Below are 15,951 nucleotides of genomic sequence, written 5' to 3'. Positions count from 1 at the left end.
AGGGGTACGCATGATCCGCATCGAAACTTTTAAGCTCGGCCCCATGGAGACGAACGCTTACCTGCTGACCGACGAAAGCGGGCAGAAGGGCGTTGTCATCGACCCCGGCATGAAGCCGGGACCGCTGCTCAAGCGCATTAAGGACATGGAGATCGAAGCCATTCTGCTCACGCATGCTCATCTCGATCATATCGGAGGCGTGCAGGAGCTCCGGGAGCTGAAGAAGTGCCCGGTCTATCTTCACGATGCCGAGAGCGACTGGCTGGGTAGCCCTAAGCTGAACGGCTCCGCGCGCTGGCCGGACGTTACGGACCCGATTGTGGTCGAGCCGGCGGAGTACGCGCTTGACGAAGGACAGGTGCTCGAATTTTTCGGCACCAAGATCAAAGTGCTTCACACCCCGGGCCACTCGCCGGGCAGCGTCAGCCTTCTGTTCGACAACCACCTGATCGGCGGAGATGTGCTGTTCCGTCTGTCCGTGGGCCGTACGGACCTTCCCGGCGGCGATTGGAACACGCTGCTCGATTCCATTCACGGCAAGCTTTTTGAGCTTGGCGACGACGTGACGGTTTACCCGGGCCACGGCCCCAAGACGACGATCGGCTACGAAAAACAGAACAATCCTTATATTTAAGGGCAGTAAACCTTTACCGCCCCAAAAAGCCTCCGGAATGCAAGCCGGGCGAATTCCTTTTTTGCTGATAGCGCGTCCTTCGGGACATCCGCTGCAGCGGACGGGCATTCGCCGGTACAAGGCATCCGGAGGCTTTTTCGCATGAAAAACGCCTAATTTCAAGGGGCTGGGTATATACCGTGTTCCGCATGGGAAAGGACCCATAGACTGTTGGTGTAAGGCTGTAAGCCTACTTTCCGAATTCCGCACAAGGTAATTTAAAATACGGAACGGTAACATACAGGAGGGAATAACCCATGGAACATGTTAAAAAAACGTACACCGGTCCCGTCTACACGCCCAAACAGACGGGTCCCATGCCGCAAGCTGTAATACCTCAGCCCATGCCGATGCCGGCACCGATGCCCGTACAACCGACTCCGCTGCCTTATCCCGGTCCCTTGCCGTCGCCGGTCATTCAAATGCCGTCTATACCTATCGTAAATCAGGTGTATGTAGCGAACTATAAGCCGCATCATCCGCATCATCCACATCATCCGCATCATCATCCCGTCTGTCATCCGATCAAACCGATCGCGAAGAAATGCTGGTCCGACAATTCCGCCAATATCCTCGTCCTTTTCATTCTTCTCGTTATTATTTCGAGCGGTTTCGGTTTCGTTAAAAAGTGTTAGTTCGGAGGTTTTCTGCAAGGAACGCCTGATTAAGAACGATCCCTCAGAATCCGAATGCGATAGCATCCGGGTTCTTTTTTTTGGGCGGAATATCACCGGCCGAAGCGCCGGCTATGGAATATCGGACTAACTTGCGATAAAAAGCTTGCCTGTACGGTATAAATGTGATATTTTGGAAAAAGAAGACACGAAACGAATAGATTTGTTTGCGAAGAACGCAAACTTTCGGCAGAAGCCGCGAGTTTGCGTTTTTTAGTTTCGTTTTGTGAATTTCATAAACCTCATGGTTCAAAAAGCTCGCTCGAAGCGGTGTTTCGGGCAGTTCCCCGTTTTAACCTCGCCATTCGCTTCATTTCCTCGCTGCATAATGCGCTTCATCGGTTCGGTTTAAAGGCTGCATGAATTCATTTCTGCAGCCCCGGACCAGCCTCGCGTCATTCGTTTGGCCGCTCGAAATCTGTTTGCGCCTCCTCGCCGGAGCGGGGTATGATGACGGTATAAGAACCGTAAGAAGGGATGGATATTAATGAACAAAACGGATCATCCGTACGCGGAAAGGCAGCAGCGGCTGCAGAAGGCGATGCAGGCCGGCGGTATCGACGGCTTCCTGGTAAACCATCATGTGGACTTGTACTATTTTAACGGCTCCATGCAAAACGGGTATTTGTTCGTTCCCGCCGAGGGCAATCCGCTGTTCGTTGTGCGCCGCAGCATCACGAGAGCGCAGCAGGAGTCGCTCGCGGAGGTGGAGGAACTCGGCTCCCTCCGTACGCTCAAAGACCGGCTCGCGCAGCGCTATCCCGGCGTGTTCGCTTCGGGCAAAGAGCCCGTCATCGCCACGGAGTTCGACGTGCTCCCCGTTCAGCAGTTCCAGCGGCTGGAGGGGGCTTTTACCGGCGTGAAGTGGAAAGACGGCTCGCTGCTCGTCAAAGAGCTGCGGATGATCAAGTCCGCCGATGAAATCGCGCTCATCCGCAAGGCCGCGGGCGTTATCGACCGGACGCTGGAGAAGGCGCTCGCCGGTATCCGCGAAGGGATGCCCGAGTTCGAGCTGATGAGCCTCATCGAGCGGGAGAACCGCCTCCAGGGCCATCTCGGGCTCATGCGCATGCGCGCGTATAACTCCGAGCTCATTACGGGCTGCGTGGCGGCAGGGGCGGCTGCTGCCGAGCCGACTTATTTTGACGGCCCTGCAGGCGGCAGGGGGCTCAGCCCGGCAAGTCCTCAAAGTGCGGGCAGCCGGCCCATCGGCCGTAACGAGCCTATTCTTATCGATATCGGCTGCAACATCGAAGGCTATGTGATCGACCAGACGCGTACCGCGGTGATCGGCGCTTTGCCGGAAGAGCTGCGGCACGCTTACGAAATTTCGGAGAAAATTTTGAAGGAAGCCGAAGCGATGATGAAGCCGGGGACCGTTGCGGAGCATCTCTACCTGCAATCGCTGGACACGGCGTCTGCCGAAGGACTCGGCGGCCATTTTATGGGGTACGGCATGGATCAGGTTAAGTTTCTCGGACACGGAATTGGTCTGGAAATCGACGAGTTTCCGGTGTTGGCCAAAGGGTTTAAATACAAGCTTGAGCCCGGCATGGTCATCGCCGTGGAGCCGAAATTCACATTCCCCGGACAGGGTGTTGTCGGGATCGAGAATACATATGCCATTACGGAAACCGGATTCGAGAAGCTTACCGTATCCCGGGAGGGCGTTCTGGTTCTCTGACAATAGCTCGCGCCCGCAGCGGCGGTTCAACCGGAGGTCAATAAAAACTCCCCCAAACCGTCCGGAAAACAGGGAGACGTTTATGGACAGCGTACTCTTTTTTTAGTACGATGTTACTAATCCATGCTAGATTCGAAAGTAGAGTTTATGCTTTCCGCATCGCTTTAGGAGAATCGGAACAGGGCATCTCAGCCCGCTCTGCATGGGAAAGGGGGAATCCGGATGCTGTCTTTGGGAGCGCGCGTGATCATTGTGGAGGACCGGCTCGAACAGAATCTGCCGATCGGCGATTACGCCTACATCATCGCTTATGACCGCAACAACGACAACTTGTTCGACTACGTCATCCGAGTGCCGAAGCTGAACAAACATTTTTTCGTGCCCGCCTCAGATATCGAACTGGAAGAAGTCCTGCTTCGTCAGGAAGTCGACCGTTTGGAGAAGGAAGCCTTGATCGATTTCGCGCTGGCGACGCGCAACGAAGAACTGTTTAACCGAGTGATGAACGGCGAACCGGTTGAAATCGTTGCAGAGAAGAGCAAAGAAGTTCAAAGCGCCGAGGATTTCATCAAACAGGTGAACCTTCGGGCTTGGATATAGATGATCGTTTGAAGAGCTTCGGGGCTTGTTTCCCGTACAAAAGATTGCAAATAGAGCCTTTCCGTCTTAGGTGACCCGGGAGAGGCTCTTTTTGCGATCTGACTTTTGCATTCCCGCGATTACCGAAAAACCGCAAAATTCCGCTTATTTCTGCGTTTTCGGCCGGGAATCAATTGAGATCAAAAAATAACTAGGCTATAATAGGTAGAATGAATTTGGCGTGTACATACAAAGAGAGGTGCGAATCGTCTGTGAGCATTACTATTAAGGATGTCGAACACGTGGCCAAGCTGGCCCGCCTTGATCTTTCTGCCGAAGAGAAGGAACAGTTTACGGAACAGCTTAACGCTATTTTGAAATACGCCGAACAGCTTGGAAAGCTGGATACGGAACATGTGGAGCGGACGAGTCATGCGATGTCCGTCAAGAACGTGACGCGGGAGGATGAAGTCCGTCCGTCCCTGCCTTTGGACAAAGTGATGCTGAACGCTCCGGAAGAAGAAGACGGGCAGTTCAAAGTGCCCGCCGTTATGGAGTAATACGTACGTTTAACCAGACCTTGGAGTTTGCACGGTTGTCTGTTATTTGAAGGGAGGCACCTTACGTTGTCGCTATTTGAGTTGAGATTACAAGAATTACATACACAACTGCTGGATAAAAAAGTATCCGTCACGGAGCTGGTCGATCAGTCTTACCGGCGGATCGCCGAAGTGGACGGCAAAGTAAAAGCGTTCCTCAAGCTCGATGAAGAAAACGCCCGCCGCTCTGCGAAAGCGCTGGACGAGCAGATTGCCGCGGGAGAATCCCGGGGAATCCTGTTCGGTCTGCCTGCAGGCATCAAGGATAACATCGTGACCGAAGGCGTCACGACCACGTGCGCGAGCAAGTTCCTGTCGAACTACACGCCCGTGTACGACGCGACTGTGATGCGCAAACTGAAGGAAGCCCAGGCGCTTCCCGTCGGCAAGCTGAACATGGACGAGTTCGCCATGGGCGGCTCCAACGAGAACTCCGCGTTCCACGCGACACGCAACCCGTGGGATCTGGATCGCGTGCCCGGCGGCTCCAGCGGCGGCTCTGCGGCTTCCGTGGCTGCCGGCGAGGTGTATTTCTCGCTGGGCTCCGACACCGGCGGCTCTATCCGCCAGCCGGCCGCCTACTGCGGCGTGGTCGGCCTGAAGCCGACCTACGGGCTCGTGTCCCGGTTCGGACTTGTCGCGTTCGCCTCTTCGCTGGACCAGATCGGTCCGCTCACGAAGAACGTCGAAGACTCCGCTTACGTCCTGCAGTCGATTGCGGGCCACGATCCGCAGGACTCCACGTCGGCGAACGTGGAGATTCCCGATTACGTCTCCGCATTGACCGGCGACGTCAAAGGGCTCCGCATCGCGGTGCCAAAGGAATACCTGGGTGCCGGCGTCGATCCTCAGGTGAAGGAGAAGATCCAGGAAGCCCTCCGCGTGCTGGAAGGTCTGGGAGCGGTGGTCGAGGAAGTTTCCCTGCCGCATTCCGAGTATGCCGTTGCGGCATACTACCTGCTCGCTTCATCGGAAGCGTCCTCCAACCTCGCGCGTTACGACGGCGTCCGCTACGGCATACGTACGGACAACGCGAACAACCTGCTGGAAATGTACCATATGTCCAGAAGCGAAGGCTTCGGTCCGGAAGTGAAACGCCGGATCATGCTCGGGACTTACGCGCTCAGCTCCGGCTATTATGACGCCTATTATCTGAAGGCGCAGAAAGTCCGCACGCTGATCAAGCAGGATTTTGATCAAGTTTTCGCAAACTACGATGTCGTGATCGGCCCTACGGCTCCTACGACGGCGTTCCGTCTGGGAGAGCAGGTAGGCGACCCGCTTACGATGTATTTGAACGATATTTTGACCATCCCGGTCAACCTGGCAGGTATTCCGGCCATCAGCGTACCGTGTGGTCTGGCCTCTGGCCTGCCTGTAGGACTGCAGATTATCGGGAAGGCGCTGGACGAGTCCACCGTGCTGCGCGTAGCTCACGCTTTCGAGCAGAACACCGATCATCACAAGCAGCGTCCGCAGCTATAACGCGTAACAGGAGGGATCTTTTTGTCAGCGACTGAAACGAAATACGAAACCGTGATCGGGCTTGAAGTTCACGTTGAACTGCATACAAATTCCAAAATCTTCTGCGGCTGCTCCACCTCGTTCGGCGCGCCTCCGAACACGCATACGTGCCCGGTCTGTCTCGGGCATCCGGGCGTTCTGCCGGTACTTAACCGGCAGGCTGTCGAATATGCGATGAAAGCCGCCATGGCTTTGAACTGCGAGATCGCGGACGTGACGAAATTCGACCGCAAAAACTATTTCTATCCGGATTCGCCCAAGGCGTACCAGATCTCCCAGTTCGACAAGCCGATCGGCGAGAACGGCTGGATCGACATTGAAGTGGACGGGGAGACGAAACGTATCGGCATCACCCGGCTGCATCTGGAAGAAGATGCGGGTAAGCTGACTCACGTCGACGGCGGTTACGCTTCGCTGGTTGACTTCAACCGGGTCGGAACGCCTCTGGTCGAGATCGTGTCCGAGCCGGATCTCCGCTCTCCGGAAGAGGCGCGCGCGTATCTGGAGAAGCTTCGCGCCATCATGCTTTACTGCGACGTTTCGGACGTGAAGATGGAAGAAGGTTCTCTGCGCTGCGATGCCAACATCTCTATCCGTCCGGTAGGCCAGGAGAAATTCGGCACACGCGCGGAGCTTAAGAACATGAACTCCTTCCGCGGCGTACAGCGCGGTCTCGAATATGAAGAAATCCGCCAGGCGGAAGTCCTGAACGGCGGGGGCGAGGTCGTCCAGGAAACGCGCCGCTGGGACGAAGGCCAAGGCAAAACCATTTCCATGCGGGGCAAGGAAGAATCGCATGATTACCGCTATTTCCCGGATCCGGATCTCGTCAACCTGCATATCGATGCCGGCTGGAAAGAGCGCGTAAAATCGTCGATTCCGGAGCTTCCGGATGCCCGTAAAGCACGCTACGTAAGCCAGTACGGACTTCCGAGCTACGATGCCGAGGTGATTACCGCTTCCATGAAGATGGCCGATTTCTTCGAGGAAAGCCTGAAATATACGTCCGACGCGAAGGCCGTTTCCAACTGGATCATGGGTGATCTTCTCGGGTATCTCAATGCCGGCGGACTGGATTTCGGCGAGATCCGAATAACCGGTCAAGGACTCGGTGAAATGATCGGTTTGATCGAAAAAGGCACCATTTCCAACAAAATCGCCAAAACCGTTTTTAAAGAAATGATCGAAAGCGGCAAAGCGCCGCAGCAGATTGTCGAAGAGAAGGGCCTCGTTCAGATCAGTGACGAAGGCGCCATCAAATCCGTTGTCGAGCAGGTTGTGGCAGGCAATCCGCAATCCGTAGCCGATTATAAAGCGGGCAAAGAGAAGGCGGTCGGCTTCCTCGTCGGCCAGGTTATGAAGGAAACGAAGGGCAAAGCCAATCCCGGCTTGGTCAACAAGCTCATCGTGGAGACTTTGCAGGCGCAATAAGCCGAACAGCGAAACCATTTTAGGCACATCGAACGGCATGTCCATCAGGATATGCCGTTTTTTTACAACAGGTAGGGCGTAAACGGGCATGAGGAGATGAAAACGATGATGAGACAAATCCCCTTGGACGATGTTCAAGCCGTGCTGGAGCTGCTTGCTTTGCAGACAGCCGCTTATCTTGTAGAGGCCGGACTAATCGGGTACAAAGACATTCCGCCCCTGAGGGACAGCCCGTTAACCCTGCGGTGTTCCAAAGAGACGTTTACGGGGTATTATGTCAGTGACCGGGAGGAGGGGCGGGAAGAACTCGCGGGCGCAATCACTTGGGAAGAAAATGGAACAGAGCTGACGATTACGCGGATGATGGTTCACCCCCGTCATTTCCGCCAGGGAATCGCTTCCGCACTGATTCGTCATGCAATCGCGTCAAACCCGCAGGCAGGCAGATTTGTCGTGTCTACGGGAGAAGCCAATCTGCCCGCTGTCCGCCTCTATGAAAAGTTCGGTTTTCATCGTACGGGCAAACGCACGATCGCCCCTTCCGTCGCTTTGGTGACATTTGAGAAAATCCAAGGCATATAATCAGGGGGAAGCTGGGACACATCAGCACGAAAAGAAGAGGAGCGTGGGAACGAAGTTGAATGATCCTTGGGTAATCGGGCAGTTCGATTTAACGATTAGACTGATTTTGGCTTTGGTGCTTGGAGGATTGATCGGCTTCGAACGGGAGCTGAGCAACCAGGCGGCCGGATTCCGGACGCATATCCTGGTCTGTGTCGGTTCCGCTTTGATCATGCTGCTCTCCATCTATGGATTCAGCGCGTTTTCCAAAGAGCTGACCGTTCGTATGGACCCCTCCCGGCTTGCGGCGCAAGTTGTCAGCGGCATCGGTTTCCTTGGCGCCGGAACGATCATACGCAACGGCTTTTCCGTTTCCGGACTTACGACGGCAGCTTCGCTTTGGGTCGTTGCGGCAATCGGTCTCGCTGCGGGAGCCGGTTTTTATTACGCGGCCATCTTATCCACGATCATGGTTATTCTTTCTCTATGGATTTTAAATAAAATCGAGCACAAATATTTCGGCGCCAAGAAACGCCATCTGATCCGGGTTCATGCAATGGACCGGCCCGGCAATCTCGGCAAAATCTCCGACATTCTCGAAAAGAATAAAGTGGAGATACGCAAATTCGGTGTGAATGAAGAAGAAAGAGATGAGCGGCAGACGGTTATGATCTATCTGAATGTCATCATACCGGATTACCACCTGGTTCCTCTCTTGCTGGATGATATCCGTCATCTGGACGGCGTGGTGGGGGTAACCATGGAATAATTAGAAGCGTCAAGCGGGGCGAATTGGCCCTGCTTTTTCTTTTTTTTATCCGGTTTGAAGGGGGAATCTTTTTAGTATCGTCAAAAGATATGTAAATCAGATGTTAAGCGCGTTATAGTAAAGAGGGCACAAGAGAAAGGGCGGTGAAGCAATGGAGCACCTGACAGACGAACAGTTGGTGGAGCAGATCAACCGGGGGGAGGCGGAAGCTTACCGCGTATTGGTTGATCGGCACAAAAGCTACGTGTATACGCTGATTTACCGCATGGTGAACCATCGCGAAACCGCCGAAGACTTGTCCCAGGAAGTGTTTCTGAAGTTGTACCGCTCTTTATCCCATTTCAGAGGGGAGAGCAAATTCACGACTTGGTTGTACCGGATGACCGTTAACCTCGTTACGGATTACCGCCGTGCCCAGCGCAGGCGTCCTGTAGTTCCCTTGCTCGACAAGCTCAAGACCTGGTTGGCCGACCGCAGGACCGAGCCCGAACAGCAGGCGATCCGTCATGAAGAGAGCGACTCCGTCCACCGGTTGATCGCCGAAATGCCGGAGAAATACAAACTGGTGATGTATCTCTATCACTTCAAACAGTTGTCGTACCAGGAAATATCGGATGTGACCGATCTTCCCCTGAAGACGATCGAGACGCGCTTATACCGCGGCAAAGCCATGCTTAAAGAAAAATGGTTGGAGGTGTATCCAGATGCCCGAACGAACGCCCAAACGTCCCAGTCAGCCCCGGCTTCACGCGCTTCACAATAGCCCGGAACTTCCGCCCGCACTCCAAGCCGAACTAAACGGCATGAAGCTGCTCCAACCTTCCGCCAATTTCACCGACCGGGTGATGAAGGATGTTGCCGCGGGGAATACCGTGCCTGGATTTCGACCCTTAGCGCCGAAGAAACGAAGGCATTCGGAACTCGTCAATCTTTTTGTCGCCACAGCGGCTACTTATATATTTATCAACTCCGGTCTTTTGAAACTATTGAATTCGCATGTGGCCGAATGGTCCGAATTCGTCCAACATTTGTCCAACAGAATAGGATAACGTGCATGACGATCATGCAGCAAGGAGGTACGGAATGTCTCAACAATTTTCTTACACCCCAGGAGGCTCGCCCGAGATGGATGACTTGAAAGATCCGCACTTTTATGAGGAGCAGCAGCGGAATTATCCGCCCGGCCCCCCTTACGGCGTGCCGCCATATCCCCCGTATTTTCAACAGCCGCCCAAGAAGAAATGGCTGGCTATGCTCCTTTCCCTGATGATGCCGGGAACCGGCCAATTTTATGTGGGGATGATGCAGCGCGGATTGTTTATCATGATGCTCGTCATCATGGATATTTTCGCGATTGTGCTTTTCGCAACCCGGGATGAAGGAACGAACGTGGCCATGATCACGCTGTTTTCGCTCATTCTGCCGGTCATTTACTTCTACAACATATTTGAAGCCTTGCAGCTTACGGATATCGTAAACCGGCGCCGTTTTTACGGAGAATCCGAGGAATTGACCGATCCTCTGCAAAAGCTGGCTAAAGGCGGAAACTTGGGTATCTTGCTGATTGCGGCAGGCGGATTCCTTTTTCTGGCCAGCAGCAAACCGGTTTGGCTGGAATCTTTCTTTAAGCTGTTCGGTTCTTATTTCGGAGCCATCGTTCTGATTGTCGGCGGAATTGCTCTTTTTGTCTGGGAAACGAAAAGAAAACAATAGATCGGGTGATCGGATTGATTAAAGCGGGCAGATTTACGGCGGCGGTGCTGTTTGTCACAGTTGGCGTATCCATGCTTCTGGACCGGGCCGCAGGCACCCATATGTTGGGGCAACTGATAAGCTGGTGGCCCCTTTTGTTTGTGGCCGCAGGGCTGGAACTGATTTTGCTGCAATTCCTGTCCAATTCCCGGGAAACGGCTGTCAAACTGGATCCGGTGGCCATTTTCTTCTCGGTGGTTATCTGCGCCGTTGTCGCCGGTTCCCAGGGATTCAGCCAGGGGCTGCTGTCCGGGCTTAACCTCAAGGTCGGTGCATTGCAGAGCCGGAGCTTTGACAAGGAACCGGCGGAATTCATCCTGACTCCCGCGGTAACCCAAGTTCACGCAATCAACACGAACGGCCACATTGAGCTGGCTGCTGGAGACGGGGATGCCGTCCGGATACAGGCAACGGTCTGGGTGAATGACGACGATGAGCAAGAAGCCCGCAAAATCGCGGATGCTTCACATGTCGAGCAGAGCATTCAAGGGACTGAATTAACGCTTAAAGCGGTCGGGGAAGAATATACGAAGGCCTGGTTTGTCAAAAATAAAGCGAGAATAGACATTACCGTTACGCTGCCGCGTACAGCGTCTCTGGATTATCTGGCCGAAACGGAGAATGGCGCCGTTCACGCGGCGGGCCTCCGGACCCTAAACCTGTTTTCCGCTCATACGAGCAACGGTTCGGTGGAATTAACCGATATCCAGTGTCATGTAGAAGCGGTTACGGCAAACGGCAAAATCAGCGTCAGCTCCATCTCGGGAGCCGTCAAGGCGCAAACCGTCAACGGCGAGGTCGTTATCCGGGAAACCGGAGCGGGGGTTCATGCGGCCGCCTCCAATGGCAAAGTCACCCTTTCCTCGGTGAAGGGAGACGCGGTGGCGCGCACCGATAACGGGAGCGTTAAAATCAAAGATGTCTCCGGACGGATTCAAGCGGAGACCGAGAACGGATCGGTACGGCTCGAATCCGCCGAAATGGCCGGAGATTGGCAGGCCAGCACCAATAACGGCCGGATTACGATCCGCCTCCCCGGGGAAGCGGGCTTTAAGGTTCAAGGTTCCGCGAGGGTGCTTCATACGGGGCTCCCGGTCCGGCTGGAGGAGGAGAAACTGAGCGGTACCGTGGGAAGCGGTGAACATAACCTTGCGATCCGGACGGATGGCGAGATTTCCCTGGAAACCGTAAATTAAACGCATCACGCCTTCATCAGGCGTTGACAAGTGCAATTTCTCACACGTACAATAGAATAAAGGTTGTATCTGTGTCCATCGAGTACACAGTACTGCCCCTTACTAACAGGTGGTGAGAATCATGTCCGAACATTTGGAAGAAGCGCTTGCCAAACTTAAAACGACAGGTGTTCGCATGACTCCGCAGCGGTACGCGATTTTGACGTACTTGTTCGACTCCTTCAACCACCCTACGGCTGATGAGATTTACAAGGCGTTGGAATCCAAATTTCCGAATATGAGCGTGGCCACGGTTTACAACAACCTGAAAGTGTTCATAGACGCGGGGTTAGTACGGGAATTGACTTACGGGGACGATTCCAGCCGTTTCGATGCCGATCTGTCCGATCATTATCATGCCCGCTGCCAAAGCTGCGGCAAGATATCCGATTTTGATTACTCGCCCATCGTTGATGTTGAGCACGTTGCCGCTCAGCAAACCGGCTTTAGGGTAGGCGGACACCGGCTTGAAGTCGTCGGGCTTTGTCCGGACTGTGCAGGAAAGGCGACGCATTGATTCGTCGTTCTCAAACTTCCAAACACGTTATTACGCGAACGTATTAGCCGCTCTTCGTTATCGGGCGTGCCGATACGTTTTTCTTTTTTCTGAAAGGATGTGCAGAAGCTTTTGAAGCAGCCCTACATGCGTGGCTCGAAGCGCAAAAAGAGCCGGTTCCGTTCTTTTATACTCTTGCTTATCGTACTGGCGGCCATCGCTTACCTGGTCATGAACCGGCTGCCCAATAACAATCGTATAACGCCTTCTTACGCTAAACTGGACAAGCCGGTCTTCTATCAGGGAGAAGCTTACGAAAGCTCCGCCTTGGGGTCCAAAGAGGCCATGAAACTCCCCTTGGGACTCATAGCCGAGTGGATCGATCCGGCTGTCCGCAGCGAGGCTTCCGGCAATTCCGTTATTTTGACGACGGAACAGGCCGTAGTGCGGCTTCAGGCCGACAAAGCCACGGCGTCCCGGAATCTCAAAGAAATCCCCCTTGTATCGCCGATGACAAAGCAGGAAAAAGAGTTCTATGTACCCGTTTCCGTCCTTAAGGAGCTGTACGGTATACAACTCAGGGAGGATGAGGTAACCGGCGCCGTATCGCTTTTTAATCCCGGGGAGAAGATACGCTGGGGGACTTTTCGCGGAAAAGAAGGAGGCGAGCTGCGCAGCGGCAGCTCGATTCGTAATCCGATCACGGGCAGCTTGGGGGATGGCGAGCGTGTCATGATTTGGGGCGAACAGAACGGCTGGTACAAAGTTCAGCAGACCGGCGGACTTGCCGGTTTCGTTAAGGCCTCTCTTGTGACGGAAGAAAAAGGAGAGGCGATTCCCGAATTTCAGCCTCCCGCCGCGAAGCCGCGATGGAAACCCCAAGGCAAGCTCAATATGACATGGGAACATGTCGTTACGGCAACGCCCAAAACGGCCTCCATTCCTGAGATGCCCGGCCTCAATGTCGTGAGTCCTACCTGGTTTCATCTAGCTGACGAGAAGGGAACCATCAAGAATCAGGCCGACCCCGATTACATCAAATGGGCGCAAGGCCGCAATTACCAGATCTGGGCCCTTTTCGACAACTCTTTTGAACCGAAAATGACGGGCAAGGCGCTGGAAAGCTACGAAACCCGGCTGAACATGATCAACCAGCTTCTGTCCTTTGCTAAGCAGTATAATTTGCAGGGCATCAACATTGATTTTGAGAACATGAACAAATCGGACGGGCCTAATCTGGTCCAGTTCGTGAGAGAAATGGCTCCGCTGCTCCATGAGCGGGGATTGATTCTGTCAATCGATGTGACGGCAAAATCGGGCAGCGATGCCTGGAGCCGCGTATATGACCGGCCCGCTCTGGCCGCTGCCGTGGACTACATGATGCTCATGGCCTATGACGAGCACTGGGCATCAAGTCCGAAGTCGGGCTCAGTCGCGTCTCTCCCGTGGGTGGAGCGTTCTCTCAAGCAGATTCTGGATGAAGACAAAATACCGCCTTCCAAACTTGTGTTGGGCATTCCTTTTTATACGCGCATATGGACCGAAGAACAGAAGGATGACGGTACGAAAGTCAGCTCGAAGGCTGTATTTATGGAGAAACCCCGCAAGATCATACAGGAGAAAGGCCTGACTCCCGAGTTCCGTGAAGACACCGGGCAAAATTACGTCGAGTACAAAGAAGACGGAAAACTCAACCGGATCTGGCTGGAGGACGAAACGTCCGTCAAAGCCCGTCTGGATATTGTGAGTAAATACAAATTGGCGGGGATCGCTTCCTGGCGGCGCGGTTTTGAAGAACCGGCCATATGGAAGGTCATAGCCGATGCCCTGGAGTAGGGTTAGGCCGCACCGCCCGAAATCATTAAATTTCTACAAAAAAAGCTGTCATCCGTAATGGATGGCAGCTTTTTTACATTAATTTTTAGATGAGTCGATTGCGGACGGTGCAGAACCGGATTCCGGTTTGCGGATATTTCCTTCATCCGCGATTTCGGCTTCCGCGGGTGCCATCGAAGGGTCGACCGTCAAAATCGTTTTGCAGAACATGCAGCGGTCCGTTTTACCGATCATCTTCGTTCTTTTGCCGCACTCAGGGCAATCGAGCGCCACGGCGGAGGTTGACATCATGCCCGCCCAGAAGTAAATGGCCATACTTCCGAGCATGCTGATCATCCCGAGAATCAAGAAGATGACGGCAATAATTCGCCCGACGGCGCCCCAATCGAACACGACTCCGGCCAGGCCGATGATCATAATAAGCATGCCGCCCATGGTCAGCAGCAGACCCCATAAGCGGAATTCATTGATTTTACTTGATTTTAAAAGCAACGGTGTTCCCCTCTTTCTACAGGCATTTTCGGAATTAAAACACAATTCGTTCTCATGTAAGCAGGAAACGGCGGAGGAAAGTAGAATTACTTTTCTAACGAACGAATGATGGCTTCGGAGACCCTGCGAATACTCTTGCGAGGAGGTTATCTTAGCGTGTATTTCCCGGACTCCGTTACAGCGTGGTAATTCGTTTCGCTATCCGCAGCAGGTTGCTTTCATCACAGAAGGATGTGCGATCCTTCTGCTGGTTTACTACCAATCATCCGGACACTTACAACTCCATACATCATTATATAGAAGACAATCATCGTATACAAGGAAGATGGTTGAATTCGTCCGTACTTGAACAGGGCTGCTGCAGCGATTAGATCGAATATCGTTAACGGTCTTTTGAAAGGGGAGATCCAATTGGATCGTCAATTGTACTTGGAAGACTCTCGGGAGCGTACGCAATCTCTACCGGAAGAGCTGCGCGACCGGCAGCTGCTGTCGGAATTCTCGCTTTTTCTGAACAAGTATTTGAAGAGCAAATCCTACATACTCGAGGAACATCTGCTCGACGCTTACCAGAACGTGCTGGAAGCTTTGAAACACTGGGCGCGCATTGTCATCATCGAAGAGGGGGAAACTGTTCAGGAAGCGGTCTGGAATCAGGTCCGTCCAATAAACAGCGGCGTATATAAATTGTATGAAGAGCTGACCACGAGCAAGGAAACGCTGAAACAAAGAATCCAGCTTGTCCTTCTGGCATGCGAATTTTCGGTCATGTCCAAAATGGAGCGCTGCTGCAAGCCGCTCATCCAGCGTCTGGACTCGAGGCCGGAGCCGTGGAGTGCAGATGAACTTCTGGAGCAGCCCGAGATTAAAATTCTGGGCAACAATCTTCAGCAGCTTCTTAATAAACTCGTCAAAAAAACATTGGTCAAAGAAGTGGCTGTTCCAGCGGACGCGGAATGTTCACAGCTCTTGCTGCGGTATACGTTGTTCAAAAATTAACTTCAACCGAAACGGGTTGAGGAAGTCAGGCGGCCCTTAAAGGCTGTCTTTTTCTTTTTTGAAGCCTCAAAACTCTTGATAAATAAGGCGTTAGGATCAGTAATGTTTTTCCAATGCGCAAAAGGGTTGACTTCATAATAGGTTTCATGGTAAATTAATTTTCGCCCCTTCGGAAGGCAAGTTGCTAACAAAGGACAAGCCGCTAACAACGAACGGAGCGTTCGAAAAAAAGTGCTTGCATTACTAAGTCCAAATGTGGTATAGTAGTCAAGTCGCCGCCAAACGAGGTAAAGCGACAAAGTACGATAGAAACTTACAAATTGTCCTTTGAAAACTGAACAACGAGTGATTGAAGCGTCTCAAGCAATTGAGACATTAATGAGAAGAAATTCTCGTCAGCAACGAATTTTTGAGCTTAATCAGCTTGAGATAAACCGCTGGCCTTTGGCCGGCACAACTTTATCGGAGAGTTTGATCCTGGCTCAGGACGAACGCTGGCGGCGTGCCTAATACATGCAAGTCGAGCGGACTTGATGAGAAGCTTGCTTCTCTGAGAGTTAGCGGCGGACGGGTGAGTAACACGTAGGCAACCTGCCTGTAAGATCGGGATAACTACCGGAAACGGTAGCTAAGACCGGATAATCGGT

The 15,951-nt window shown here is 53.2% G+C and carries 16 protein-coding genes; 15 read left to right on the top strand and 1 reads right to left on the bottom strand.

Going from position 1 to position 15,951, the window contains the following annotated elements:
• Nucleotides 1-10: 10 nt before the first annotated feature.
• From HMPREF1207_RS08165 to HMPREF1207_RS08100, 14 genes are all read left to right on the top strand, one after another.
• Nucleotides 11-634, top strand: a complete 624-nt coding sequence (locus tag HMPREF1207_RS08165; protein WP_009671390.1) for an MBL fold metallo-hydrolase — start codon at nucleotides 11-13, stop codon at nucleotides 632-634.
• Nucleotides 635-930: 296 nt separating this feature from the next.
• Nucleotides 931-1,308, top strand: a complete 378-nt coding sequence (locus HMPREF1207_RS08160; RefSeq protein WP_009671388.1) for a hypothetical protein — start codon at nucleotides 931-933, stop codon at nucleotides 1,306-1,308.
• A 526-nt stretch (nucleotides 1,309-1,834) separates the two neighbouring features.
• Entirely contained in the window at nucleotides 1,835-3,031 is a 1,197-nt protein-coding gene (locus HMPREF1207_RS08155) for a M24 family metallopeptidase (protein ID WP_009671383.1), read from the top strand.
• A gap of 222 nt (nucleotides 3,032-3,253) precedes the next feature.
• The gene (locus HMPREF1207_RS08150) at nucleotides 3,254-3,631 is read left to right on the top strand and encodes a hypothetical protein (RefSeq protein WP_009671386.1); all 378 of its coding nucleotides are present in this window, start codon (nucleotides 3,254-3,256) and stop codon (nucleotides 3,629-3,631) included.
• Between the two features lie 251 nt (nucleotides 3,632-3,882).
• Nucleotides 3,883-4,170: an Asp-tRNA(Asn)/Glu-tRNA(Gln) amidotransferase subunit GatC gene (gene gatC / locus HMPREF1207_RS08145; protein ID WP_016423571.1), complete on the top strand. Its 288-nt coding sequence runs from the start codon at nucleotides 3,883-3,885 to the stop codon at nucleotides 4,168-4,170.
• Nucleotides 4,171-4,236: 66 nt separating this feature from the next.
• Entirely contained in the window at nucleotides 4,237-5,694 is a 1,458-nt protein-coding gene (gatA, locus tag HMPREF1207_RS08140; RefSeq protein ID WP_009671389.1) for an Asp-tRNA(Asn)/Glu-tRNA(Gln) amidotransferase subunit GatA, read from the top strand.
• Between the two features lie 21 nt (nucleotides 5,695-5,715).
• Complete coding sequence (gene gatB / locus HMPREF1207_RS08135) at nucleotides 5,716-7,164, top strand: Asp-tRNA(Asn)/Glu-tRNA(Gln) amidotransferase subunit GatB (RefSeq protein ID WP_009671381.1); 1,449 nt, start codon at nucleotides 5,716-5,718, stop codon at nucleotides 7,162-7,164.
• 105 nt (nucleotides 7,165-7,269) lie between these two features.
• Nucleotides 7,270-7,746 carry a GNAT family N-acetyltransferase gene (locus tag HMPREF1207_RS08130; RefSeq protein ID WP_009671392.1) on the top strand — a complete coding sequence of 159 codons (477 nt, stop codon included), beginning with the start codon at nucleotides 7,270-7,272 and terminating at the stop codon, nucleotides 7,744-7,746.
• A gap of 55 nt (nucleotides 7,747-7,801) precedes the next feature.
• A complete protein-coding gene (locus HMPREF1207_RS08125) occupies nucleotides 7,802-8,494 on the top strand; it encodes an MgtC/SapB family protein (RefSeq protein ID WP_009671399.1) in 693 nt (230 codons plus the stop codon).
• A gap of 151 nt (nucleotides 8,495-8,645) precedes the next feature.
• Entirely contained in the window at nucleotides 8,646-9,257 is a 612-nt protein-coding gene (locus HMPREF1207_RS08120; protein ID WP_009671396.1) for an RNA polymerase sigma factor, read from the top strand.
• A 320-nt stretch (nucleotides 9,258-9,577) separates the two neighbouring features.
• The gene (locus HMPREF1207_RS08115; RefSeq protein WP_016423569.1) at nucleotides 9,578-10,207 is read left to right on the top strand and encodes a hypothetical protein; all 630 of its coding nucleotides are present in this window, start codon (nucleotides 9,578-9,580) and stop codon (nucleotides 10,205-10,207) included.
• Between the two features lie 5 nt (nucleotides 10,208-10,212).
• The gene (locus HMPREF1207_RS08110) at nucleotides 10,213-11,442 is read left to right on the top strand and encodes a DUF4097 family beta strand repeat-containing protein (RefSeq protein WP_009671397.1); all 1,230 of its coding nucleotides are present in this window, start codon (nucleotides 10,213-10,215) and stop codon (nucleotides 11,440-11,442) included.
• 121 nt (nucleotides 11,443-11,563) lie between these two features.
• Nucleotides 11,564-11,998 (top strand): Fur family transcriptional regulator, encoded by a 435-nt coding sequence (locus HMPREF1207_RS08105; RefSeq protein ID WP_009671384.1) that lies wholly within the window; start codon nucleotides 11,564-11,566, stop codon nucleotides 11,996-11,998.
• A gap of 126 nt (nucleotides 11,999-12,124) precedes the next feature.
• On the top strand, nucleotides 12,125-13,813 hold the full coding sequence (locus HMPREF1207_RS08100; RefSeq protein ID WP_016423568.1) for a glycosyl hydrolase family 18 protein: 1,689 nt from the start codon (nucleotides 12,125-12,127) through the stop codon (nucleotides 13,811-13,813).
• A 78-nt stretch (nucleotides 13,814-13,891) separates the two neighbouring features.
• On the opposite strand, the gene HMPREF1207_RS08095 is transcribed toward HMPREF1207_RS08100, so the two are convergent.
• Complete coding sequence (locus HMPREF1207_RS08095; RefSeq protein ID WP_009671387.1) at nucleotides 13,892-14,305, bottom strand: DUF2614 family zinc ribbon-containing protein; 414 nt, start codon at nucleotides 14,303-14,305, stop codon at nucleotides 13,892-13,894.
• Nucleotides 14,306-14,716: 411 nt separating this feature from the next.
• Between HMPREF1207_RS08095 and HMPREF1207_RS08090 the strand changes: the two genes are divergently transcribed.
• Nucleotides 14,717-15,304, top strand: coding sequence for a hypothetical protein (locus HMPREF1207_RS08090; RefSeq protein WP_009671395.1), 588 nt, complete (start codon nucleotides 14,717-14,719; stop codon nucleotides 15,302-15,304).
• The last annotated feature ends 647 nt before the right edge of the window (nucleotides 15,305-15,951 follow it).

This window comes from Paenibacillus sp. HGH0039 (genome assembly GCF_000411255.1).
Taxonomy (GTDB): domain Bacteria; phylum Bacillota; class Bacilli; order Paenibacillales; family NBRC-103111; genus Paenibacillus_F.
The sequence above is the reverse complement of the archived record's forward strand: the minus strand, read 5'-3'. Positions and strand labels throughout refer to the sequence as shown.

What these genes read in the sequence shown, in the direction of transcription:
- HMPREF1207_RS08120 (WP_009671396.1), top strand. Translation starts at nt 8,646, where the DNA reads ATGGAGCACCTGACAGACGAACAGTTGGTGGAGCAGATCAACCGGGGG.
- HMPREF1207_RS08130 (WP_009671392.1), top strand. Translation starts at nt 7,270, where the DNA reads ATGATGAGACAAATCCCCTTGGACGATGTTCAAGCCGTGCTGGAGCTG.
- HMPREF1207_RS08160 (WP_009671388.1), top strand. Translation starts at nt 931, where the DNA reads ATGGAACATGTTAAAAAAACGTACACCGGTCCCGTCTACACGCCCAAA.
- HMPREF1207_RS08150 (WP_009671386.1), top strand. Translation starts at nt 3,254, where the DNA reads ATGCTGTCTTTGGGAGCGCGCGTGATCATTGTGGAGGACCGGCTCGAA.
- HMPREF1207_RS08165 (WP_009671390.1), top strand. Translation starts at nt 11, where the DNA reads ATGATCCGCATCGAAACTTTTAAGCTCGGCCCCATGGAGACGAACGCT.
- HMPREF1207_RS08100 (WP_016423568.1), top strand. Translation starts at nt 12,125, where the DNA reads ATGCGTGGCTCGAAGCGCAAAAAGAGCCGGTTCCGTTCTTTTATACTC.
- HMPREF1207_RS08105 (WP_009671384.1), top strand. Translation starts at nt 11,564, where the DNA reads ATGTCCGAACATTTGGAAGAAGCGCTTGCCAAACTTAAAACGACAGGT.
- HMPREF1207_RS08115 (WP_016423569.1), top strand. Translation starts at nt 9,578, where the DNA reads ATGTCTCAACAATTTTCTTACACCCCAGGAGGCTCGCCCGAGATGGAT.
- HMPREF1207_RS08155 (WP_009671383.1), top strand. Translation starts at nt 1,835, where the DNA reads ATGAACAAAACGGATCATCCGTACGCGGAAAGGCAGCAGCGGCTGCAG.